A 22,645-nucleotide genomic window follows, 5' to 3' on the forward strand; every position below is an offset into this window, starting at 1 on the left:
TACATTTCAGCATAAGTATGAGCTCTGTAACACTTATCGTAGATTTATACCAGATCATCCACGCAACACATGCTTAATGAACCTGGCAAGGCAGGGTTTCGCATCAAAGCCTTGCGCACATACTCATCACTATCAAAAAGTAACTCGTTCATCTGTTCAGGTTTTAGTAGCGGATTACTCGCCGCTGACATACGGATTAAAGGACGGTCATCAGAAACAAATTGAATCAACATCCTTGATGGCAAGGCTCGATTACCGGCTGCCGCAGCCAAAACTCTTATATCATCGTGGTTTGTCCGCTCAAGCAATTGTATCAATAACGCTTGAGAAACCTTCGGATTACCAGCAATACCGACACGGACATCTTCTGCTTCATCCAGAGATAACACGTTTAATACGGATAAGGGGGTTATGGGATTACGAGCCACATTTGCACGGACATGTCTATCAGCATCTGTGGATAATGAAATGAGCACTATTATGGGAGTTAACGGATTTCTAGATACGGCAGCTCTTTGTACAACATTAGTATGATTCGATAATTCGCTGAGAGTGCCAGGTTGAATGACAGCACTACTGATAGCTAATTCACTCACATCCTCGTCATCATCATGAGCTAGTCGAGTAATGGCCTCAATAGGAGTTGCAGGATTTCCAGCGACGTAGTAACGAACACATGAATCATCGTCCATGGATAGCTTGTTTAACTGCTCAGGCGTAGTCAATGGATCTCGAGCTGCCCCTATCCGCTCTTCATCTGCTAGTGGTTCCATTTCCAATGAATCATTTTTGAGGTATACATTCATATCAACTATTCCATAGTTGTATTATTGTTTGCAGAAAAATCATCCTGAAAGACTTCTACCAGCTCATGTTTACTAATAGCAGGAACTTGCATATTACTAAATACGATTTCTCCTGAGTCAGCATCGCGTATGAATTTCCAATCGTTAAACCCTATTGTTGAGTCATCAATATAATATGGCCATTGTTCACCGATATTATCACCAAGCCAGATTAGTGCTGATACCCGATCAGCCATACTTTCTAATGAGAACCCCAACATACACATAGTTCTCTGAATTAACGAATGCAGTGAAATTCTTTCCATTGTTACTTCCATGATACAGATAGGTCTTTGTTGTGGAGCTACGGCTATAAGACCTTATGAAATGGAAACGAAAGATGCTAGTACAGTTTTCGTCAGCCAGTGTTGAGGTTGCTCCTATGCAGGGACACAGCCATGATGGTGCTCGACATGTGCCAGGTAGTCCGGGGATTACAACAAGTGGAATACCCCATTTGACAAGTTCCTGGTGGAATACTTGGCCAGATAGATAACTGGATCAGATGCACCACGCCAGTGGTGCAACATTGAAAATTGCTATCGAGCTATCCTGTCTACCTGGGAGAGCCAGCGCCGAAAGATCTATGGACAATCCTCGCTATGCGAGAATGATGTAGCCACATCGTTACCTGTTAGGTGAGAGGGGTGCGCTTTATCTATATATATAAAAACAATCCCTCTCAGCTGTGCACCTCAGCTCTAGTGCCTCCAAAACACCTTCAACGAATGGTCCAATGGAAACCACGGGTAGATAACTGGATCACATGCACCACGACCAGTGGTGCAACCTAGAAAAAATGGCTACTGAGCTATCCTGCCTGGGGAGCGAGTACCGACAGATCTATGAACAATCCTCGCTACGCGAGAATGATAGCCATAGCTATTCACCTTTTCAGGTGAGAGGGATACGCTTTATCTATAAATATAAAAACAATCCCTCTCAGCTACGCAACTCAGTTACCCTGCTGGACCTCAGAGTTTCTCTCGCTCCTGGGCAGTTGGCTGCTCACGTTCGGCCATGACGTCGGCGCTCATACCAGGCTCATCAAACCACCTATCCCAGGACTCACCTACAGGTGTGATTATGCGAGTACGACCAACCACGACGATCTCAACATGCGTGACCTCATCTGGCAGAGCCACTGCCTCGGGCAGGTAAACCCCCTGGCCACGACCACACTTAAAAACTGTTGATTCCATCACGCGTCCTATGAAGCCAGATACCATGTGAACCGAACATAGCTAATGGGCCCGGTATGTCAACTGACACCGGATGCACACGTTATGCAATACGGCTACACTGTATATAAAAACAGTAACTAGTGAGCCACCATGTTCGCCATCCCACATCCAACCCCGGACGCTCTAGAGCTGCCACTTTTTCTGTCCCCTGTGGTTTGCGGCTTTCCTAGCCCAGCACAGGACTATATAGAGCACACCATAGATCTGAACCAGATCTGCATTGAGCACCCCGCAGCAACCTACTATGTCAGGGCCAGTGGCCACAGCATGGTGGAAAAGGGCATCAATGACGGGGATCTTTTGATCGTAGATAGGGCGCTCAAGGCCCGCCACGGCGCTATCGTTCTAGCCTGCCTTGATGGAGAATTCACTGTCAAACAGCTGCAAGAACGCCCGTTCCCTGCCCTGCTACCCGCCAATCCGGATTTCCAGCCCATCCATCTATTGGACGGGCAGGAACTAGAAATTTTTGGCGTCGTAACCTATGTGCTCCACAAGACCAAACTGGGGTAAACCATGCCCAACGCCATTGCTCTCGTCGATGTGAACAACTTCTATGCGTCCTGCGAGCGCCTGTTTAGGCCAGACCTCAAGGGGCGCCCGATCGTGGTGCTATCGAACAACGACGGCTGCGTTGTGGCTCGCTCGGCAGAAGCCAAGGCGCTTGGCATCAAGATGGGTATTCCCTACTTCCAGACCCGTCAGTTCTTCGAGGCCGTAGGCGGTGTTTGGTTCTCGAGCAACTACGCCCTCTATGGTGATATGTCACAGCGCGTAATGACCACGCTGGAAGGCATGGTGCCAACTGTCGAGGTGTACAGTGTTGATGAGGCGTTTGTTGAACTGAACGAATCATGGGCGGGAGACCTAACAGCATATGGTCGTCAGATCCGTGAACGAATACAGCAATGGACTGGACTCACAGTCGGCGTTGGGATCGGGCCAACCAAAACACTCGCCAAACTGGCAAACTACGCCGCGAAGAAGTGGCCTGCGACTGGTGGAGTGGTTGATTTGCGTGATGAGGCACGTCGAGCGCGTTTGATGGCTATCACTCCGGTCGGGGAAATATGGGGAATAGGTAGAAAACTGACCACCAGGCTCGAAGCGCACGGGATCAATAGTGTGGCGGACCTAGTCGCTGTCGATGGTAAAAACCTACGGCATCGTTATGGGGTCGTTGTTGAGCGAACCGTGCTAGAGCTACGCGGCTACCCATGCGCCAGCCTGGAGCAGGACACACAAGCCAAACAGCAGATCATCTGCTCCCGATCATTCGGTGAACGGATCACACACATGAATTCCATGCATCAAGCACTCGCAGGATATATGGAACGTGCAGCTGAAAAACTCCGGGCAGAAGGAATATGCTGTCGCCATGTCACCCTATTCATTCGTACCAGTCCCTTCAATGACAAAGAGCCCTACTACGGCAACCAAGTGAGCACCACGCTGGCTGTGCCTACAAACGATACCAGGGAGCTGCTGGGAGTGATCCACTCACTGCTCTCTCATATCTGGCGGGATGGGCACCGCTACCAAAAAGGGGGCGTGATGCTAGCCGACTTCACTCCTATCGGCAGCCAGCAGGGAGATTTGTTCGACCATCATCAACATAAGCCCCGCAGTCAGGACCTAATGCAGATGATCGACCGAATCAACCAGGGATGATTAGGAAAAATTCATTTTGGATCTTGTGGGAGAGACAACAGTGATTGGATGATGAAGCGTGAAAGACTCAGTCCCCGCTATACAACCGCATTGGATGAATTACCTATTGCAAAGTGATAACCAGAAATTTCACTTAGACATTTGTATTTCCCACATCTAACAAAATCATGCATAACAGCATTGACTTTATTGTCCATATGTTTAATTTATAAACTTTATGCACGATAAAATTAAAACTTTCTAACAAATTGGATTTGTTATGCAACCACTGAACCAATGGACTGACTCCATCACAGACAATGAACAAAAAGCATATAAAAAAGAGCATCAAAGTGAATATCTATACAGGCTACAGGAAATAAAGCGGACAGGTGCGACAACTGTAAATTTGTTAGCCTTGGTAGAGGCTGGGTTGGTTGATGCTAGTTTATCAGCTTATCAGCGCATTGAGCTTGGCAGACTTAAACGTGAATTAATGGCTCTGCAAAAACGTGAAGGTCGTCACACAGACAACATGGCCATTTGGGCCAAAATTGACCGGAAAGAAATGCGAAAAGAGCGTTTAAAACTTTTGGAGAACGCTTTACAGTCTGACCATCTCACTGAAGAACAAGGGCGTGCACTAGAGAAAGTATATATTGAATTAGGCGGAGACCCATTAAAGCTAATTGAGCACGTTGAGACCAATTTGTAGGGATACAGTTAATGACTCTGTGTCCCGCCTTCCAATGTCCACTTCCTAAATTTTTGCTGAGTAAAGGCTTCTAAACCTTCCTTACACGAGTGTGCTTTGCGCTAAATAATGTGTGAGTAAGCAACCATGATTTCCACAAGAAAAGTCCTGCAAATCCATCGTTTCGTCAGTCGTGCCATTGATCAACCCCCCTCCATGACCACCCAGGGTATGGTTCAAATCCTGGACTGGACCATCATGCGCGTGCAGCGAAACCAAATCAGGGAGGAGGCCTATCCCTGTATCTTTGCCAGAGGGGCTGAACTGTTTTATCTGATTAGTTCAATCCGACCGTTTAGGCGATACAACCAGTTAACCGCTTTGTGTGTTTTCGACTGGTGTGTCCGACAACATGGCTTTGGCCTCAAAGATCTGCATTTGGATGAACAGCGGGTCATAACGGAGCGCATAAGACGCGATTACCGGGAACCGGTTTTGCAGGCAAGTGACCATTTTGCTCAGGAGTACCGCTACTGGTTTTTCATGCATAGCGAGCCCATCAGTAAACCAAGTGCCAGGTCTGCTAGTGCAATTACATCCATTAGTCGCAGCTTGTTTGATCTCAACTGGTAACTGCCGCTCCTCCTCATTCTTACCTCGATGAGGTGAGCAGAAACATAGCAATGAGGTGTGACCCCAACCCCCCAGGTTCAGAAACAAATCAATCGGGTGGGCCACTCGTGCCATACCGAAAGGTGGTCGTATGCAACCAATATCTTCCCGAGCACGTAGACATCAGCGCCGTCATAGAGAAAAAAAAGTACAAGCCGCGATAACGGGCCAACACTACCATCCCACAATCCTCTTCTTTACCGGGGCGGGTTTGTCAGCGGAAAGCGGTGTGCCCACGTTTAGAAGTGAAGGTATTTGGCGTAATCATAAGAACTGGCGCTATTCCCACGCTAGTAGCATGAGTACGGATCTGGCTGGCTTCTTGGACTTTCACAACAAACGGCGTCAAACCATGTTAGAAGCCGCCCCCTCACAAGCGCATTATCTGATAGCCCTGCTACAACAGAAATGTACTGTTAGGGTCATAACCCAAAATATTGATGACTTACATGAGAGAGCAGGTAGCCGTGATGTCCTTCATCTGCATGGTTCAATCCAGTTTTTGGTCCCCATAGGTTTCCGTAGCAAAAAATATCGCCAGCCCTGGCATGAAGATGTGAAGGTCGGTGATCGCAGCCCATCCACTGGCTCACAATTGCGTCCAGATATCGTGCTGTTTGGTGAAAAGATTTATGAATATCAACAAGCTCGTCGCTGGCTCTGCGAGGCTGATACCGTAGTAGTTGTCGGCACCAGTTTGCTTGTTGAGCCTGCGAGCTCTCTGTTACAAAACATCAACCCTGGCGCATGTGTCTACTACATCGATCCCGATCTTGGTTTGTCATCCAGACTACCGTTTCCCGGTGAGTTGATTGTTGATGGGGCCAATCGCGGGATTGCTCACGTATTGGAACTGAACCTAGAAAAAATGGCATGAAGTTATATCTGGATGATGAAAGAAAAACTCCGGTAGGGTGGGTTCGTGTCTTTTGGCCGGAGGAGGCGATTGCATGGCTAAAAACAGAGATGGTGACTGAAATTAGTCTTGATCATGACCTCGGTGATGATGATAGAGGAACCGGCTACGACGTTATTCTCTGGATAGAAAATGAGGTAATGACAAATAACTTCATCCCGCCCCAAATTCATATTCACTCAGCAAATGTCTCCGCAAGAAGAAAAATGGAACTGCGCATTATGGCCATAAATAGCTTTTTAGGGAATTCAACATGACAAGTCCAGAGCTGTGGCTAAACTCCAGAGATAGTAAATCATGTCACTATGTATAAATTTCTCTGGTTCTTGGGAAAGTTCTGATATCTGCAATAGTCTCTCAACTGTTAAAAATCATCCCCTGGAAAATAAAAAGGATTCTAAAATCGATAAGTACGAGTTATGAACCTTTCCTTTTAAAATATAAATGGTAAAAACGCTATCTTGTTGACTTTTATTTAATTCAGAATGACAATCTAACTTCCACTTTGACGATATAATGGACAATGTATGAGTACGGATATCAATTTCTTGTGTAAAGAGAGTCTGTTTGCGTTCATCCAAAACAAATATGATATCTTAAAGAATGATATGGGGTGGGACCTGCTTTTCTGTAGGTATGAGAATATGCTATCCCCTCAGTATCCTGTCGCATTCTTTGGTATAAATCCAGGTGGTGGACCATGTGATACCAATGCAGTTTCAGTAGAGTCAGAATGCGCATATTACAACGAACGATGGAAGGGCTGTAAGAAAGGAAACGCTCCACTACAACAGCAGATGAAACACTTATATACAATGATTGGCGATGAACTGGGTGTATCATACACGCAGCTCATGGATGGCTCTCTGATGACAAACTATATTCCTGCCCGCTCACGAAATTGGCATTCATTAAAAGGAAAGGGTGAGTGGCTTGAACATGCACGTCAAATATGGGATGAGCGTATAAAACAGGTCCACTGTAAACTCTATATCGCGATTTCGAAAATCGTATTTGATGAACTAGATGGCCATTTAACCAAGCATGGTTTCCAGATGGTTGATAAAATCAATGAACAGATTGGCTGGGGGAGAGTCAGATACCAAATTCAGCGTTACGAAAGGGGGGATCAAGTTTCCTTGCTTGTACGCCTCCCCCATTTGTCAACATACAAAATATTTATGTCGTCCAGCATGTCAACCTGCAATGAATATAATTAAGCGTGAGATCTCTAAAGCTCTTATATGACGACTTGCTTCATTAGAGAATCGAAGCCAAAAATGACACCGGTCAAACCGGTGTCATATCTATAATAATTTTTTTCGAATATGTAAGTTTTTTGCTCGTAACAAAACTTTATATTTACCTTTAGCTTTATCTCGAGAGGCTCTTTCTAACTTACTTTGTTTAACATTCATACCTTCAGTGCAAAAGTAAAAAAGAACTCTCTCAGTACAGTATAGGTCACATTTCTCTTTTTCTGAAAAAGGTAGTTTTTCATTACTTTCTTTCAGGGCATATAATAGCAGATCAAGTATCTCAGATAGACATCCTTTCTTACGAAAACGCTCCACTTTCTCATACTCTCTTTCATACTCATCCTTCTCTACGCTACATTCCTCAACCATAGGAATAGCATCAATAATCACACCAATAAACTCACCGACTTTCCGACCCGGTATAAAACCATAGCAATCACTATACTGCTCATCGTCGCCTTTACTACGCTTAATCACAGGAGAACCACCAAGGAACCCACGCCTCATATTTTCCATATAGGCATACTGGACCAGTCGTTGCTGCTCCTGGACCCAAAGCTTTGCATTTTTTGCGTCAGCCTCGGTTAACTCTTTTATAAGAGAAAAATCAGAATTTACATCAACTGTACCTAGGTGAACATTTACAGCCCTATACCTACGAACACATTTACCTGAACTGAGCTCTAGATCTTCCAGTACACTTACGGTTTTGCTAAATGATACTGTTCTAAGATTTGCATTCAACCTCATGTTAGCCATGCCACACCTCTCATTATTATTGTTATTTTATGTTTTTTTCTTTGGTTTGTTCGTGTGATATGGGATCCCCATACCAATCAGCAATCCATTCATTGTTCTTCAAAATTTCATTCTTAAGTTTGTCTCTATCTAAGAAAAACATGTTTGGCTTATCAATAGTATCTTTTTCTGAGTTAATATCTTGGACATATCCATCAGGAATCAATGCGTTTGATCCTACATGAACGCTCTCCAGCCCTTTCCTAAAAATTGTAGCCAAAACGCCTTCCAACAGTGCTCGAGCATTTGATATAAAACTATTTGACGGCTCTTCGATTGATAGCAAAACAAAATCCAGTCTTAGAAGTCGGAAAGAAAGTGACGATGTGCCGAATGTTTTTTTATCCACAAATGACGGCACTGATTTTTTCATCTTGGCATATTGTTTTTTAGTGCAACGAATCAATGCAGTAAATAGTATAACCTTAAGCTCGCTTAACTGATTTGATTCACCTAATTGAAAATTTAAATCATCTCGACGAGGTGAATATTCAATGCCCTGCTCGAGCAGATTAAACCAAGTAGCCCGCAATCTCTTAACCTTAGACCCTGATATCCATTTCTTACCGTCTACACTATAACAAATACCTTTTGGCTCGTGATTATCTGCTCTCCTCACCCTGACCATTACATTATGCTCACGCAACCCAGTGACAAATTCAGTCATGTTGTTCGGCTGTTTTTTAAAAACCACGTCCATTGCATCCCTGATAATACAAGCGGGATCATGCATAGCATGAAAGCTCCCTCTACCACGGTCATTTTTAATATTTACTATGCTATACTCATGACCGAAATTTTTTTCAGGGCTTTTACAGATCGACAATCCCAATTCCATTTCAATTTTTCGAGCAGCGCCAACTCCACGAGCGTAGTCATTACTATCATCAACTAAGGTTCTGTCTAGTTTTACTCTACATGCCACAACATGTACATGTAGAGACCTTGTATCGCGGTGTATAACAGATGTCCACCGAGTATCGCTACCATATCCCAGTTCAATCATTAGCAGCCTAGCTGCAACTAGACATTGATATGGCGTTAATGATTCATCGGGGCTTAATGATAGTGAATAATGTGCACATAGTTGGTTTCCTGTGCCTGCATACAATGATGCCTGCATATTCAACTCCATGAGTAGTGGCCCGATGTCATAATCAGAGACCTCACCTCTTTCATTCAATGTAATATTTGGTCTATTAATTACACCACCACCGAGATGATAAACCTGTGATGGCATGGATTTTCGTTTCCTACCAATATGTATAGCTCGGTAAATATAAGACAGTCTGTACTGGAAGTTTTGGCCGAACCTGTGTTTTTCAAAATTCATTTCAACTTCACTCCAATCAGAGCTTTTTCAATTCCTATAAACAGAGAATTTATAGATGAGAAAGCCTGCATCACTGGAGAGTTATCACTACTGTCAGTAATAAATTTATAAACGTCACTACCGACTTCAGCTTGTCTAATCAACAAAATGATTTGATTTAAATTCGATGATATATTGTATACCCCCTCGAGCAATCTCACACGATCATCATATGAAAAATCTGGTGAGATATTACTGTCTGGTTCCCTGAGAGCCAAAAACCGAATCAGGCTAGATTTTTTGGGAATGCCATAGGTTTTACTATGCTTAGTTAAAACACGTTGCTCAGCAGCATTAAATGAGATTCGGAGTATTAAGCTGCGTTTTTCGTCAGCTGATTTTTGGGGTCTACCTGAGCGTGGTTTTATGTTCATTGCGTGCACCTTTATAATAATTATTAGTAGTGTTATGCGTTTTATTTTTCAAACCAACCTATTTAATAGACATTAAAAAATAGCTGGTTTAGCGTTTTTTCAACAAATATACAATAAATTTATACGAAGTCACATTCAGAAGTGAGCTAAATTATTCGGTGATATTTAATGCTCACTCTAATTATAGTATTGCAAACACTAAATATAATATCAACAATTTTTTGAGATAAATTATTAACTTAACAACTAACGTTATCTATGGCATTGGCGAAAGTTAATATTTAAAATATGAAATTAACTAGACTTACATGGTGAATTTGATTTTCTTCCGTGAAATTAAAACTATGACATTGGCTGATTAAAGTCATATAAAAAGGTATGCTCTCATCCTATGACAGACATACCTTTTATAGATATAGCCGAACCAATGATGTCATATAAGCTCAAGGCTATGAGATAAAAGCTTCCCAAATGATTGATCATCAACATAACCCGCATGATCATTTCTACGCATATTTTTTATCTGACTCAGCACAGTAAAAAAGCACTCCTCACATAGATGCACCTCATATGCCGTACCATCATGTTTCGAACCATAACCCCATTTTGCAGTCAGGGCTCCAAACTGAGGATTATACAAATTTGGGTTCATATGTGGGGTTGTGCTTTTATGGCATACGTCACACTGAATATCAGCTATAACCTCAACCTCTTTTGTGGTCATTATTTTCATCGAAAACTCGCTATACATGTAGAGTAATGGACGGATAGCATGAACAAAAATTTCTCATGCCACCCTAAACAAAATTTATTATAGTCGAATGAATAAAAAAGCAGCCTTACGGCTGCTTTCAATACCACTATAATTGTGGATTAGATCAGATAATCCTCTAAGGACTTTCCGCTAGCAACGCCCTCAGCGATGGCTTTCGGCATACGGCCCTGACCAGTCCAGGTTTTTTCCTGGCCATCTTCGTGATACTTGTACTTTGCGGGACGCGGCGCACGCTTGGTCTTTTCCTTTCCTTCAGCTTTCGACGGAGCTGCACTACCAACCAGTTCGCTGGGGTCAATCCCTGCGTTTTTCAGCATCTCGCTGAATTCCTCGAGCTTACGCAGACGCTCGGCATTTTCCTCCTGATATCGGAGCTCAGCAGCCTCACGCTCTGTAAACACCTCATCAAATTTGGCCTTAATCTCGACCAACTGTTCGAATGGTAGTTCACGCAGAGCAGCCCGGAGACTACGAATATTCAACAGTGTTTTGATAAAATCGTTCATGGATATCACGCCTAAAAAGTTATTTGTTTATCGCCTAGCATTATCACCTAGCTGTAGTTTGGTGCCAATATTTATCATCAAAATAATTGATCCTTATATAGCCACATAGGGAAGCTATGGGTAACCGCTCAACGCCGACCCTAACTTGAGCTCAGACCCCACAGGTTCCATTAGTTACTGCTAGACTTGTTTATTCATGCTGGCAGAGATCTTGTGATGACTCAACTCATTCTACTAATCGTTGCCCTCAGTACTCATGGGAGGTCCCATGAGATGGCATATGAGGTTTGTGATGCATTGATTGATGATGCAGTTCGGCATTCACAAATGGATAACGAGCATCTAACAACACTGCGCTCACAGGTTATGGCAGCGAAAGATCTAGCTTTTTTTGAACGGTTGTTTTCGACGACATCAGACAAATTGCTCCGAGCCTATTCTGCCCATAGCATCGAACAGGCTCGTGAAATGGCTTTTCGCGATACACGGCAGTGGGAGCTGTTGTTGCTAGATATCGGCATTAAAGTGCATGGACGGCCCGCTAGAGAGTTGTAGGCCACGTATTATCTGGCCTGCCGAGAGACACAGCTGTAACACCAAGTCGATCTCAACTCCATTATCAGTAGTGTGAAATAGAACTCAGGCCATCACCTGGACACTGTTATCAGCTGACAACGAGACACCCAGCAGCCGGATGCGGATCACCTCAACCGTTATCGGTAGCATGAAATGAAATAGCTGACAGTGTATCGAGTTCAACACCTACCACCTAGCTCGGCCTAGCACACAGTTATCGATATCGTGAAATGGAATGCTGACGGTTCAGCGGAAGCCATTGTCGGCTGACAACGAGAGGGTTCTGTGTTCAGCCGACGAGATGCTCTCCATTATCGCTAGTGTGAAAATGAATAACGCAACCCCATAACTACTGGAGCAACTGCTGGCGGCAGAGTCTCAGCAAACACGAATAAGAACTCAAAAGAAGCCCATCATAAGCAACTCTGCACCTACTTGTGATATTGGTCAGAAATGTAGCAGTCAGCGCCGAGTGTGAGGCAAATCAACATCAAGAGGGAGCGGGCTCGGTAAAAACTGGAAGTTGAGCCAACTTCTGCCTGAAAATGTGACATGTGAATTTATACACCTATTCAGGATGCCATTGTTTAACTGTATATTTGCGCAACTGGAATCTTGTTTTCGAGATCATCAACAAGTGGTTATCTTGAGATAGGCATCCTGATGACTCAGAGCAGTTTGGTTTCTGTCTCCCTCATCGAGGGTCCAGTTCGACCAGAAACAAACTGCATTTAATCCAGCGAGTAATAAATGAGCTGTTTTGGCGTGAGTGCACGATCCTACAGTTGCTCGTTTTAACATTTCTTATTGAGGGCGCTTTGACTCACATGAATGAATCACCCACTCAACACAGTCAATCCCCGGCATCATTATTCCAAATCCGTAAACCACGACTGACCCTTGATAAGGATGTGATTTTGACATCCCTGACAAGACGTAAGTTAGATGAAGCGATTGGTGCAATGAAGTTTCACACAACCATCTACCATGACTGGGGTTTCGGTGCCGTTGACCCGATGGGGCGAAACATGGTGCTCAACCTTTATGGTCCCCCAGGGACGGGAAAGACACTTGCCGCAGAGGCGTTGGCTGGAACGCTAGGACGTGAATTCATACATATTGGCATCGCGGAGCTAGAAAGCAAATACGTTGGAGACACAGCAAAGAACATCGCTGCCGCTTTCGAGACTGCTCGTACCGAATCAGCAGTGCTCTTCTTTGATGAAGCTGATACCTTGTTAGGTGCTCGGCTTTCTTCGGTAACCCAAGGCATCGACAACGAAATCAATGCCATGCGTTCTACTCTGCTGATGGAGTTAGAACGCTTCGATGGCGTGGCCATCTTTGCCACCAATTTTGCCAAAAACTATGACCATGCGTTTGTCAGTCGTATTCGCTATCACATTGAATTCCAACTCCCAGACCTCGATTGCCGCAAACAACTGTGGCAGCGATTGCTGGTACCGGGTGTTCCGTTAGCAGAAGACCGGGATACCCTTGTCAAACGCTGTGCCGAAGAATCCCACGGCCTCTCAGGGCGCGAAATTCGAAATGTACTGCGTACAGCATTTCCTAAAGCTCTAATGGCCGGCGATGCCGAACCTAAGGTGTCATGGGAGCATTTATCGTCCGCTATCCAGGATGTCCATGTTGCCCAACGGAATGTTGGAAAACATCAACAACATACATATCACGGCTCTGATGAATCAGTTAAACCGGCCATAAAGATGCTTGGTCTGGACAATTAATAATATCTCAATATAACTTAAGGAAAAAATATGGGATTCTGGAGTAGAGTTGGCAATTTTTGCAGTTCGGTTGGAAGCTCGATCACTCGTACTGCCAGCGCTGTATTTAACAAAGCTAAAGAGGTGGCGGGAAAAGCTATCGGCTGGATGGCAGAAAAAGCCGAAGGATTTGTTTCAACTGTCAAAAACGTATGGCAAACCGTTAAACCTTATGTGGCAAAAGCCCAAGCATTCATAAAAGCAGCAGCAAATGCAGCACCCTATCCCTGGCTTAAGACAGCCCTTTTGGCATTAGATAAAGGGATAACTGCTCTTTTCGCATTTGAAAACTCACCTATTGCAAAAAAGATCGATGCAGCCATCAAATGGGCCATTGATCTCGCTAAACGCTGGCATGCATCGCGGCAAAAAGCGCATGGATCACAACAGGACAATACGACTGAACTAGATGAGGAACTGACTGATGAGGAATTGGCCACAGCTAAGAAACATCAGGAGACATTCCGTACTGTCGAGCGTGAAGTGGGTGACGGTCCTGAGCGAGAGACATGCGAGTTGGCATCCGCAATAAACGATTTTAAAGTCGCCAAGGCAGAATTGGTCAGAGCACTGGCTGGTGAGCCAGCGAACTTTGAGCACTTCTTGCGGCTGCGGGCAACTCAAAAATTATTGAACTTGTCAGAGAAAATGTTCATCCATGCCAAATCCATTGATGATTTAAGTATGGACGATCTTTTCCTGGTGCGTATCGCCGCCAACTTGGTCAAGGCAGACCCAGAGTTGAGCATTGATGCAGCTATGCGGCTTGATCGGATACTGGTGGAGAAATACAGAACTACATTAATGCCCTTTGTTTTTGAGGAGATGGTTGCCTCCTGGGCCCTTATCGCCAAAGACTTGTCGGCGCAATGGAATAATCTCAATCGCCAGTTTGCAAAGGATACTGTTGTACTTAAGCGCCTCACTCTGAACAAAAATTTGGAGGGTGATCTTTCCAAAGATGAAGAGCTCGAGTTGGCACGATTGCAAAAAGAGGTTCCCATCGCCAAAGGCCAAATGGAGGCTATTGCAATCAAGCGCAGAGACATTGAACGCTACGTGGGTGCGATAGAAGGATTCCTGCAACTGCTCGAAAAAACATCCGAAGAGATTGAAGCTGAAGACCGGAGTTATCTCATCGAGGAGGGAGCAACCGTCGGCATGATCCTGATGCGTTGCGCTCAAGAAGACATTGCATTCAAGGATTTGAATCCTGAAGAACAAGAGTTAATTACCGATTACGCCAATATTTACAAGAAGGAAGCTGATATACGGATGGAGAAAGTGCTGGAGGTAACAGCATGATAACTCAGGAAATTGTCGACTTCCTTTTGCCTGATTTTGCTGATCCCATTCAAGTTGCTTTTATGTGCATTTTGCTGCTGATGATCTCATCGACCATCATCAGTACCCAGTTAGTGGCAAAGCCATCGTCATGGGAAAAGAAATGGAACAAGGGAACCCCAGATGATGACAGCGACGATCTGGATATCGAGCATGGTTCCGTAACCGACCTGTGGCATGCGGTGGCCACTGCCCCGGAAAAAGTGGCTGATATCATGCCAGGCATGCTGTTGGTTGTGGGCCTGTTGGGCACCTTTCTCGGACTTGGTATGGCGCTTAATCATGCCTCAAACATTCTGGGCCAGCCGGATGCCATGAATGCCAGTAGTGCAGCCAGTAGCATGCATGATCTGCTTGGTCTGCTCCAAGGCTTGGGAACAAAGTTCAAGACGTCTACGTGGGGGATCTGTGGTTTCGTGCTCCTCAAAATCACGTCAGAGTTGACCCGTTTTGATGAGAAGCGGCTCGCTTGGGTGATCAATAAAGTGAAAAAGCAGATAAACCAGCGTAAGCAACACTGTTTTGATACTGAGGAACGCAAGCAGCAACAGTTATTTGATCAGATGCAACACATCACTAATGGTGTCGCGGACGCTCTTACTAAGAATATGGCCCTACTGCTTGAAAAAAATAATAATAATTATGTGACGTATGAAAGGGAACTGAAATTAGTCAATACGCACATTGTGGAGTTAAAATCCTGTAACCAGGATATTGGCTCCTCAGTAAATAAAGCCATAGATGCTCAAACATTGATGCTTGGTAAGTATCTGCAAGGTATCCAGAACTGTGCTTTGGATAACATAAATGTCATGAAAAATGAGCTGCAAGCAATTGACAAAAATTTTGCTGAGTATCGGGCCGACTATAACGAACAGTGTGCTAAGCAAGCTAATTCCGTTGATTCTCAGACATCGATACTTTGTGAGTACTTGCAGTGTATTAAATCCAACACGGCTGATACCATGGAATCCATGAATCACTTCACCCAAAGCACCGAGGTCATCGTCAACAACATGGCCGATGCGGCTGATAAGATGGCGGTGGGTGCAGACAAGGTTGGCGACGCATCTGTGGAATTGGTCGATGCTGTTGGTCTCTTTAAGACCCAGTTTACAGATGTCTTGGATAACGTGCGTCATGATTTAGGTGCTGCAATCACAAACATGAGCATTCAAGCGTCTGAAACACTAGAGCGAGGCAGCCAGCAACTTGGCGAGGCGACAAAAGAGATCTCCGCAGCCCTCGGCCAACTGTCGCAGGATGTTAAAGTGACGATGGCCAACGTCCAAGGATCCATTACCGAGGCCTTGAATATTCAAAAGGCTGCATCGATTGCGTTCACCTCATCTACCGATACTTTGAATGAGGGGATTGTGGAGACTATCAGCACGGTTCAGGAGCTGGCAAACAAAATATCAGAAGGCCTAGACTCCATTTCTTCTTCCAACAGAAATATGGCGGCAGTTGGGAAGGCTATCGATAAATCCAATAGTAATCTTGAAGGTGTGGTGACAAGTCTGGTGCAATTACCAAGCACTTTTGAACCACTGAGACATCTCACGGACACCCCGGAACAGTTCGACACTATTGCGACACTGCTGCAACATATTGAGACAAATCTAAAGCAATTGCCGGGCAATCTCAAACCTCTTAAACAACTCGATGATGTATTACCTCAATTCAAGGCCATCTTGTCCTCATTGAATGAGTTGCGAACTGACCTGGAGCCCATACATTTGTTGGCAGACAACACCGGTAAAGCTGCATCCAACACGCAAATAATTGCAACTGTGTCAGATAACACTCATGCAATGCTGCATGTGCTGAAAGAACTGCGGAACGATATCCATGTCGCGACTAGTCATGAGGCAGCCCCAGAGATGGCCAACTAACGAGAAGGCACGACCATGAAGGATAAACCAAGTGAATGGATCGCCATCTCTGACTTGATGGCAGGAGTCACTGCTGTCGTTATGCTGCTACTGGTGGTCGCCGTTCTGCAAAAGAGTGTCAGTGAACTGCATTACCAACAGGAGTTGGCGAAAGCGGCAGAGGAGGCAGAACTGGAGCGCAGTCAAAGGAAGGACCCAACGGCGCAGCTCAAGCAAGCCCTCAAGGCAATGATGAACGACGAAGGCACATCAAGCCTGATGGTGCTGGATTCTAAGTCTAATCGTCTGACCCTGGCGGACAGTGTGTTTGAGCGAGGGAGCGCGTGTTTGCATGATGAGGTAAAAACCGCTGTCGGCTCTGTGCAGGCAAAATTGGTGAGTTTTTTGAGGGAAAATCCCAAAGCTCAGATCTTTGTGGAGGGGTACACCGATAATCTACCCGTCAACCGGCCCGTGACGGACTTCCAGCGATTTTGCACCGTCTATGACGACAATTTTACGTTGTCAGCGGCAAGAGCCAGGGAGGTGAGGAAAGCCATTATTGGTGAGCTTGATGATACCTCGGCTAAGCGGATTGTTGTGGCCGGTTACGGCGACTCAAGACCCCTCAGCAACATCGACCCTGCGGACCCTAGAAATCGCAGAGTGGAAGTGAGGTTTCTGGTTGAAACCTTAGATGATAAGAACAGCCCCTCCATCTAATTAACCTAGTCATTTGTTCAATATTAGCGGCATATACATGCCAAGTGATCTGTTCGCACCTTCCATAGAGAAGGTGCGAATATATAAGCCCGACGATAACCCCTCAGAAGGCTTACAGCTCTGTACCTTGAGAACAGCACTGTTCGACGCTCAACCCAACTTGGCATCATAAGTCGCCCCGGGTTTGCCACTGAACTTGCAGCTCGCGAAGCTGAGTTGGTTCACAACTATACCGAGCCTGGCGTGGAGCTTCGATACTGGTGTTTTGCACATGTAGTATTTTCAGCCGAATGCAGATATGGCAGAAAGTCTGTGATCGATGCTGCGCCCATCAATATCTAACAATGGTAGGCTAAGCCAAATGGAACTTTCTTGGGGAACGTCATGCCTGTACCACCACATCCATTTACCTTTCATTGCCCCCACTGCGGCTGGCACAAGACGGTTGCTCCCAAGAGCGACGTTATGGTGCGTGGCCATACCTGGTTTGAGGCCTGTCCCGAGTGCCACCATGCCCCACTGGAAAAATCGTCGGCCACAATGGTGGAGCTGGCCATCGCTAAGCTGAAGGATGTCCTCCGAAAGTAACCGCTGTTATTACCCTTTGCTATTCCAGCCAGTTCGTAACAAGCCTGTTGAGGTCGCAGTAATTCCGTGTGCAGGGGGCATGGTTACAGAAGCTGGCTATTCATCTGATTGAGAAGGAGATCATCGTTGAATTTTGAACAGTTGAAAACCCGTCACCGGACGCTGCGTGAACACTCTCCCAGCAACCTCAACCTGCGAGTTCATCGTGCCTTAAGCTGGCTGCAACGCGCTGAAATGGCCGAAGATGAAGATGGCCGCTTTATCTTTCTCTGGATTGCGTTCAATGCGGCTTATGCCACTGAAATCGATGACGATCGTCGCCTCTCCGAACAGGAGACCTTCAAAGGCTTTCTGGAGAAACTGTGCGAACTGGATGAGCACAAGCAGATCGAGCAACTGGTCTGGCAGGAGTTCTCGGGCAGTATCCGCATGCTGCTGGACACCCCTTTTGTGCTGCAAAGCTTCTGGGATTATCACAGCGGCAAGATTAGTGAAGCCCAGTGGAAAGATCGGCTGGCACAGGGCAAGAAGATGGCGACCCTTGCGCTCGCCAGCAGCAATACCCCGCAGTTGCTGGGTGTGGTGTTTAATCGCCTCTATACCTTGCGCAACCAGTTGATCCATGGCGGTGCGACCTGGAACAGTTCGGTCAATCGCAAACAACTGAAGGATTGCGCCAACCTGCTCGGTAAACTGGTGCCGGTGATCATCGAGTTGATGATGGCCCATCCCGATACCCTGTGGGGGGATGCCTGTTATCCGGTGGTGGAAATGACAGGTTAATTCGTCACTAAGGGGTTATGGATCTCATCTTGATCAGCTAGGTAAAAGGCTCCCGCCAACATGCCATAGACAATGCAAATCCGGATATCTGCGCCTAGTAACACACCAAGCAGGGCTTCTCCATCTCGCAATGTGTCGCTATGCCAGAAACACCAGAGCGCAGCTTCGACCACATCGAGCCAATTACTTCGGCCAAGTTGATTACGTGATTTTCGGCGCCAGCTCCCCCTCATCACAGCGCCGGTGTTGGGGGACTTGGCGGCCAGTGCTCTCTGCTCCATAGCACTAAGGGTGAGTCCGTCAAACTTGGCCTGTGCACTACCACGGCTTCCCCTCAACAGCTTGTCGAGTAACAATGCCAATAACCGCATAGCATCACCACATGCAAGAGTAGTATCGTCATCCAGTAATGCAGCTGCGCCTGACATTAGTTGCTCCCGCCCTTGATAGATGGGCAGAACAGTACGATCCAACCGATACCGATCAATATGCAAAGCCAAACGTACTAATCTGCGCAACTCAGTACAAGGAAGCGATCCCCCGGTTTCCTTTAATAACACAGCATCATACCTGTTCTGTTCTTCTGCAATCACGGCTACAAGTTCGCCGACGTGCTTGGCCGGCAACAGGCAACAGATCCCCTTGATCAGTGGCATTGCCGCCTGACCCAATATCAGCGTTGAATTCATAGAACCTCAGTAACGATGGCGTTTGAAATGAGTAATGCTGTTGCTGACGGTAACGATCGCCCCCTCCGGCAGGTCTGGTAGTGGCAATGCTGGCATTTGCATTTTTGGGTATCAGATCACCCCTGCTTGCAGCCCACCTAGCACTGTGTGCTCTAAATTAGCCACTTGTCGCTTTGGTAATAATTGGAGTTGCTAGATATGAGCAAGGTGCCGTTGGCTGTGACGCCATTCCCTCCCAATGGCAAAAGACTTGGAATTGGCAGGTGATAACCAGCTTGCCATGCATGACCTACTCCCCTGACACCGCTTTATATGGACTCATTATATGTAGCCTGTATACTCATGCCGATACTGGTTACATAAACATGTCGCATTTTGGAGCACGTATGGCACCCAAAGAGCTCACCTGGGATCAAACCCTGCGTTTTCGTCTGCTGGAAATCGTGTTGCAGTGGGAAGGACGGCTGACCACCAATCATTTGATGACCGCCTTCAATATCGGTCGCCAACAGGCGTCACGGGATATCAACCACTACCTGACACACTACTCACCGGAAGGGTTGGTCTATGACAGAAGCCTGAAGGGATACAAACCCACAGAGCACTTTTTCCCGCGCTTTAGTGAGGGAAAAGTGGATGAGTACTTGATGCTGCTACACCGTGAAAAGCAGCACCAGCGACAACATGAAGCGGGCCTGTTGACACTGCCGCTGATGGATCTGCGCTACGGCCATATCGAGATCCTGGATGTGCCAAACCGCCATATCGACCCCAGGATTGTGCGCGGTTTGGTGCAGGCGGCCCGTGGCCAGTTGCGGGTCGATGTCGACTACGTATCCCTCAGTTCAGAGGAGCAGAGTGGCCGTAATATCGTGCCCCACACTCTGGTCTATGACGGGATCCGCTGGCACGTACGCGCCTACTGCGAGAAGAAGGGGGAATATCTGGACTTTGTGATGAGTCGTTTTCGGGGCGAACCGGATCTGCTGGATGCCTCCCCTCACGGCCGGGATCAAGATCTGGAGTGGAACACCCAAGTGACCGCTGTAGTCGTTCCCAACCCAGGCCTCAGCGAGGGACAGCAGGCCATCATTGCCAGAGACTATGCCATGACTGGGAACCAGCTGTTGATCAGTCAACGGATCCCCTTGGTCCATTACGCATTAGAGCGGATGCAAGTGAGCTATAGCGGTGAACACCAACAACATCCCCTGCTCTACCCGCTGGTACTGGCCAACCGGGAGGAGCTAATTGAGCAAGGCTGTACCTTCAAGCTCAAGAATGCGGATTTGATCAATCTCGTGGTCAACTAAAATCGCCACCAAGTTCTAGGACAAGGTGGAGTTTCCACTGTCTATGTCGTTAACAAAGAAAAGAGCTATACGATAACCTAATGTCAGTCAGCTCAGCTTGGCTGACATTGTTTTACTGACTGTTTTCACCGCCCCACTTCTGTGATCCAACAGTAACAATTCATCGATAGCTTCAAGATTCAACAGCAATACCTGATTCCGCGACCATATACCTATCACCACATCAATCTCACACCATTATCGGTAGTGAGAAATGGAACAACGCAGCTCTCCTACAACTGGTATAGCTGCTGGCGGCATAGCCGCAGCAAACACGAAAAAACTCCATTGGAGCCCGTTCGTAGACACCTCAACCCACACCGGTGATACTGCTCATATCTTGCACAGAACTTAGCCACTTACGTTCAGCGCAAAATGACTTTTTCAGGACCCACTCCAGCGAGTGTTCTTTTGAGGTAGCCATGGCACGCAAGCTTGATGAAATATTGACCACAGAAATGCCCGACGTTGTCACTCAGGCCAGGGAAAAAGCAGATCTAATGCGGCTGGAGATTCATCTCTCCCAACTGCGTGAAATGCTGGCCCAGGCTGGCAACGAACCCATGATTTGCGATCAAGATCCATCAATACAGGACGTTACATTGATGGACCTTAAACGCTGGGTCGAGGCTGCTGGGGGAAAACTAGAGATCAACGTAATGATGCCAAACGGAGCGCAGATCTCGTTTGCCGTTTAACTAGATATCGATCTTATTGTCGGCTGACAACGGGCCAATCTACGCCTGAGCCCCCGAGCGTGGAACCGCTACAGGTATCGTGAAATGGAACTCTTGCCCCAGCGAACTCGATTGTCGGCTGACAACGGGCCTATCTACACCTAATCACCCGAGCGCGGAACCGCTACAGGTATCGTGAAATGGAATTCTGACCCTGGCAAACATCGATTGTCGGCTGACAACGGGCTGATCTGCACCAGAGTCCCCGCTGACCCGAACCGCTACAGGTAGCGTGAAATGGAATTCCGACCTCTGACTGACTTCGATTGTCGGCTGACAACGCATCTAAACAGTCATCGACATCAGTGCACACTAACAACAGTTCAAAAATGAACCATCAACATGATCTGAAATGCAGGGCTTAGACTGTACAGTTACGGTTGTATCGAATTCTCAGACGAGTTAGTTAACAAATAGCATTTTGTTAGAGATAACAAACCACCTCCAAATATTTTGTGGACAGATTGTCCCATGATGAAATTTGAGTGGTTCGATTTCACTTTAAAAATTCAAAAATTTGATGATGAAATTCAAGGCATTATTATATTAAAATAATTTAAAACATATGGTCATAAAATAAATGAACACTGTTACTCATCATAGGAACCACAAGTCATTCAAATTGTGGCTCAACATTCTATTCTATCAATACATAGATGACCCTTATAGTTAGGTTTTATCTGTATATCTATAAGTGTTTCAACGATTTCTATTGGCGATTTTATTTCTAATCCAAGCATCAACTTCCGCCTCTACAAATGCAACGGAGCGAATACCCAAGCTTACTTGTTGTGGAAACATTCCGTGGCTTATTAAGCTGTAAACTGTGGACTTAGACATTCCTGTTTTTTTTAACACCTCAGTCATCTTTATCAAACGAATATCTTGCTCGTATACCATATATACCTCACCTTCCAACTTGAGAAGGATTAAATCACATATAATAAAATACACAAGAGAAAAATCATAAAAACAATAAAAAAACATTGACATTATTAGACTTCATAAATAACCCCGTTAAAATGACAGAAAAATATTACTTCTTATAAATAACCGCTAGTATTTTATATGATTTTATAAATAACTC

Annotated in this window: 24 protein-coding genes and 1 pseudogene; 15 read left to right on the plus strand and 10 right to left on the minus strand. The window is 45.8% G+C overall.

Annotated features, from left to right (window positions below; genetic code table 11):
* Positions 1 to 44: 44 nt before the first annotated feature.
* The 3 genes from PG900_RS06855 to vapB form a co-directional block, all read right to left on the minus strand.
* Positions 45 to 806: a hypothetical protein gene (locus PG900_RS06855; RefSeq protein ID WP_270831139.1), complete on the minus strand. Its 762-nt coding sequence runs from the start codon at positions 804 to 806 to the stop codon at positions 45 to 47.
* Positions 807 to 811: 5 nt separating this feature from the next.
* Complete coding sequence (locus PG900_RS06860) at positions 812 to 1,111, minus strand: hypothetical protein (protein WP_111901665.1); 300 nt, start codon at positions 1,109 to 1,111, stop codon at positions 812 to 814.
* 708 nt (positions 1,112 to 1,819) lie between these two features.
* Positions 1,820 to 2,074, minus strand: a complete 255-nt coding sequence (vapB, locus tag PG900_RS06865; RefSeq protein ID WP_307773673.1) for a type II toxin-antitoxin system VapB family antitoxin — start codon at positions 2,072 to 2,074, stop codon at positions 1,820 to 1,822.
* A 105-nt stretch (positions 2,075 to 2,179) separates the two neighbouring features.
* On the opposite strand from vapB, the gene umuD reads away from it, so the two are divergent.
* The 7 genes and pseudogenes from umuD to PG900_RS06900 all read left to right on the plus strand — a co-directional run bounded on the left by umuD (position 2,180) and on the right by PG900_RS06900 (position 7,241).
* The gene (umuD, locus tag PG900_RS06870; RefSeq protein ID WP_139474409.1) at positions 2,180 to 2,602 is read left to right on the plus strand and encodes a translesion error-prone DNA polymerase V autoproteolytic subunit; all 423 of its coding nucleotides are present in this window, start codon (positions 2,180 to 2,182) and stop codon (positions 2,600 to 2,602) included.
* Between the two features lie 3 nt (positions 2,603 to 2,605).
* Positions 2,606 to 3,877, plus strand: a pseudogene (gene umuC / locus PG900_RS06875) (translesion error-prone DNA polymerase V subunit UmuC).
* Between the two features lie 142 nt (positions 3,878 to 4,019).
* Positions 4,020 to 4,454: a hypothetical protein gene (locus PG900_RS06880; RefSeq protein ID WP_270831140.1), complete on the plus strand. Its 435-nt coding sequence runs from the start codon at positions 4,020 to 4,022 to the stop codon at positions 4,452 to 4,454.
* 126 nt (positions 4,455 to 4,580) lie between these two features.
* A complete protein-coding gene (locus PG900_RS06885; protein WP_270831141.1) occupies positions 4,581 to 5,066 on the plus strand; it encodes a hypothetical protein in 486 nt (161 codons plus the stop codon).
* A 130-nt stretch (positions 5,067 to 5,196) separates the two neighbouring features.
* The gene (locus PG900_RS06890) at positions 5,197 to 5,982 is read left to right on the plus strand and encodes an SIR2 family NAD-dependent protein deacylase (protein WP_236358729.1); all 786 of its coding nucleotides are present in this window, start codon (positions 5,197 to 5,199) and stop codon (positions 5,980 to 5,982) included.
* Positions 5,979 to 6,278, plus strand: a complete 300-nt coding sequence (locus PG900_RS06895) for a cyclic-phosphate processing receiver domain-containing protein (RefSeq protein WP_270831142.1) — start codon at positions 5,979 to 5,981, stop codon at positions 6,276 to 6,278. Before PG900_RS06890 ends, PG900_RS06895 begins: the two co-directional genes overlap by 4 nt.
* A gap of 270 nt (positions 6,279 to 6,548) precedes the next feature.
* Positions 6,549 to 7,241, plus strand: coding sequence for a hypothetical protein (locus PG900_RS06900; protein ID WP_270831143.1), 693 nt, complete (start codon positions 6,549 to 6,551; stop codon positions 7,239 to 7,241).
* Between the two features lie 87 nt (positions 7,242 to 7,328).
* Here PG900_RS06900 and PG900_RS06905 read toward each other — a convergent pair whose 3' ends face one another.
* The 5 genes from PG900_RS06905 to PG900_RS06925 all read right to left on the minus strand — a co-directional run bounded on the left by PG900_RS06905 (position 7,329) and on the right by PG900_RS06925 (position 11,105).
* A complete protein-coding gene (locus PG900_RS06905) occupies positions 7,329 to 8,039 on the minus strand; it encodes a hypothetical protein (protein ID WP_270831144.1) in 711 nt (236 codons plus the stop codon).
* A 22-nt stretch (positions 8,040 to 8,061) separates the two neighbouring features.
* A complete protein-coding gene (locus PG900_RS06910; RefSeq protein WP_270831145.1) occupies positions 8,062 to 9,318 on the minus strand; it encodes a relaxase/mobilization nuclease domain-containing protein in 1,257 nt (418 codons plus the stop codon).
* 89 nt (positions 9,319 to 9,407) lie between these two features.
* Positions 9,408 to 9,824, minus strand: coding sequence for a hypothetical protein (locus PG900_RS06915; protein WP_134697309.1), 417 nt, complete (start codon positions 9,822 to 9,824; stop codon positions 9,408 to 9,410).
* 433 nt (positions 9,825 to 10,257) lie between these two features.
* Positions 10,258 to 10,557 carry a hypothetical protein gene (locus tag PG900_RS06920; RefSeq protein ID WP_185227618.1) on the minus strand — a complete coding sequence of 100 codons (300 nt, stop codon included), beginning with the start codon at positions 10,555 to 10,557 and terminating at the stop codon, positions 10,258 to 10,260.
* Between the two features lie 140 nt (positions 10,558 to 10,697).
* Positions 10,698 to 11,105 carry an H-NS family histone-like protein gene (locus PG900_RS06925; RefSeq protein WP_270831146.1) on the minus strand — a complete coding sequence of 136 codons (408 nt, stop codon included), beginning with the start codon at positions 11,103 to 11,105 and terminating at the stop codon, positions 10,698 to 10,700.
* 273 nt (positions 11,106 to 11,378) lie between these two features.
* Here PG900_RS06925 and PG900_RS06930 point away from each other — a divergent pair, with 273 nt between their 5' ends.
* The 6 genes from PG900_RS06930 to PG900_RS06955 all read left to right on the plus strand — a co-directional run bounded on the left by PG900_RS06930 (position 11,379) and on the right by PG900_RS06955 (position 18,780).
* The gene (locus tag PG900_RS06930; RefSeq protein WP_270831147.1) at positions 11,379 to 11,660 is read left to right on the plus strand and encodes a hypothetical protein; all 282 of its coding nucleotides are present in this window, start codon (positions 11,379 to 11,381) and stop codon (positions 11,658 to 11,660) included.
* Between the two features lie 848 nt (positions 11,661 to 12,508).
* A complete protein-coding gene (locus PG900_RS06935; RefSeq protein WP_270831148.1) occupies positions 12,509 to 13,429 on the plus strand; it encodes an ATP-binding protein in 921 nt (306 codons plus the stop codon).
* A 30-nt stretch (positions 13,430 to 13,459) separates the two neighbouring features.
* Positions 13,460 to 14,773, plus strand: a complete 1,314-nt coding sequence (locus PG900_RS06940; protein ID WP_270831149.1) for a hypothetical protein — start codon at positions 13,460 to 13,462, stop codon at positions 14,771 to 14,773.
* Positions 14,770 to 16,707 carry a hypothetical protein gene (locus PG900_RS06945; RefSeq protein WP_270831150.1) on the plus strand — a complete coding sequence of 646 codons (1,938 nt, stop codon included), beginning with the start codon at positions 14,770 to 14,772 and terminating at the stop codon, positions 16,705 to 16,707. The genes PG900_RS06940 and PG900_RS06945 overlap by 4 nt, the downstream gene beginning before the upstream one ends.
* A 15-nt stretch (positions 16,708 to 16,722) precedes the next feature.
* Positions 16,723 to 17,409: an OmpA/MotB family protein gene (locus PG900_RS06950; RefSeq protein WP_069785385.1), complete on the plus strand. Its 687-nt coding sequence runs from the start codon at positions 16,723 to 16,725 to the stop codon at positions 17,407 to 17,409.
* A 714-nt stretch (positions 17,410 to 18,123) separates the two neighbouring features.
* Positions 18,124 to 18,780: a HEPN domain-containing protein gene (locus PG900_RS06955; RefSeq protein ID WP_270831151.1), complete on the plus strand. Its 657-nt coding sequence runs from the start codon at positions 18,124 to 18,126 to the stop codon at positions 18,778 to 18,780.
* Here PG900_RS06955 and PG900_RS06960 read toward each other — a convergent pair.
* On the minus strand, positions 18,777 to 19,469 hold the full coding sequence (locus tag PG900_RS06960) for an ADP-ribosylglycohydrolase (RefSeq protein WP_270831152.1): 693 nt from the start codon (positions 19,467 to 19,469) through the stop codon (positions 18,777 to 18,779). The two genes, PG900_RS06955 and PG900_RS06960, sit on opposite strands and share 4 nt — an antisense overlap.
* 386 nt (positions 19,470 to 19,855) lie before the next feature.
* On the opposite strand from PG900_RS06960, the gene PG900_RS06965 reads away from it, so the two are divergent.
* The gene (locus PG900_RS06965; protein ID WP_270831153.1) at positions 19,856 to 20,782 is read left to right on the plus strand and encodes a WYL domain-containing protein; all 927 of its coding nucleotides are present in this window, start codon (positions 19,856 to 19,858) and stop codon (positions 20,780 to 20,782) included.
* Between the two features lie 461 nt (positions 20,783 to 21,243).
* The gene (locus PG900_RS06970) at positions 21,244 to 21,519 is read left to right on the plus strand and encodes a transcriptional regulator (protein WP_270831154.1); all 276 of its coding nucleotides are present in this window, start codon (positions 21,244 to 21,246) and stop codon (positions 21,517 to 21,519) included.
* Positions 21,520 to 22,257: 738 nt separating this feature from the next.
* On the opposite strand, the gene PG900_RS06975 is transcribed toward PG900_RS06970, so the two are convergent.
* Positions 22,258 to 22,458 (minus strand): helix-turn-helix transcriptional regulator, encoded by a 201-nt coding sequence (locus PG900_RS06975; protein WP_041994882.1) that lies wholly within the window; start codon positions 22,456 to 22,458, stop codon positions 22,258 to 22,260.
* Positions 22,459 to 22,645: the final 187 nt, after the last annotated feature.

The sequence above is a fragment of the Aeromonas sp. QDB03 genome (genome assembly GCF_027707985.1).
Lineage (GTDB): Bacteria > Pseudomonadota > Gammaproteobacteria > Enterobacterales > Aeromonadaceae > Aeromonas > Aeromonas hydrophila.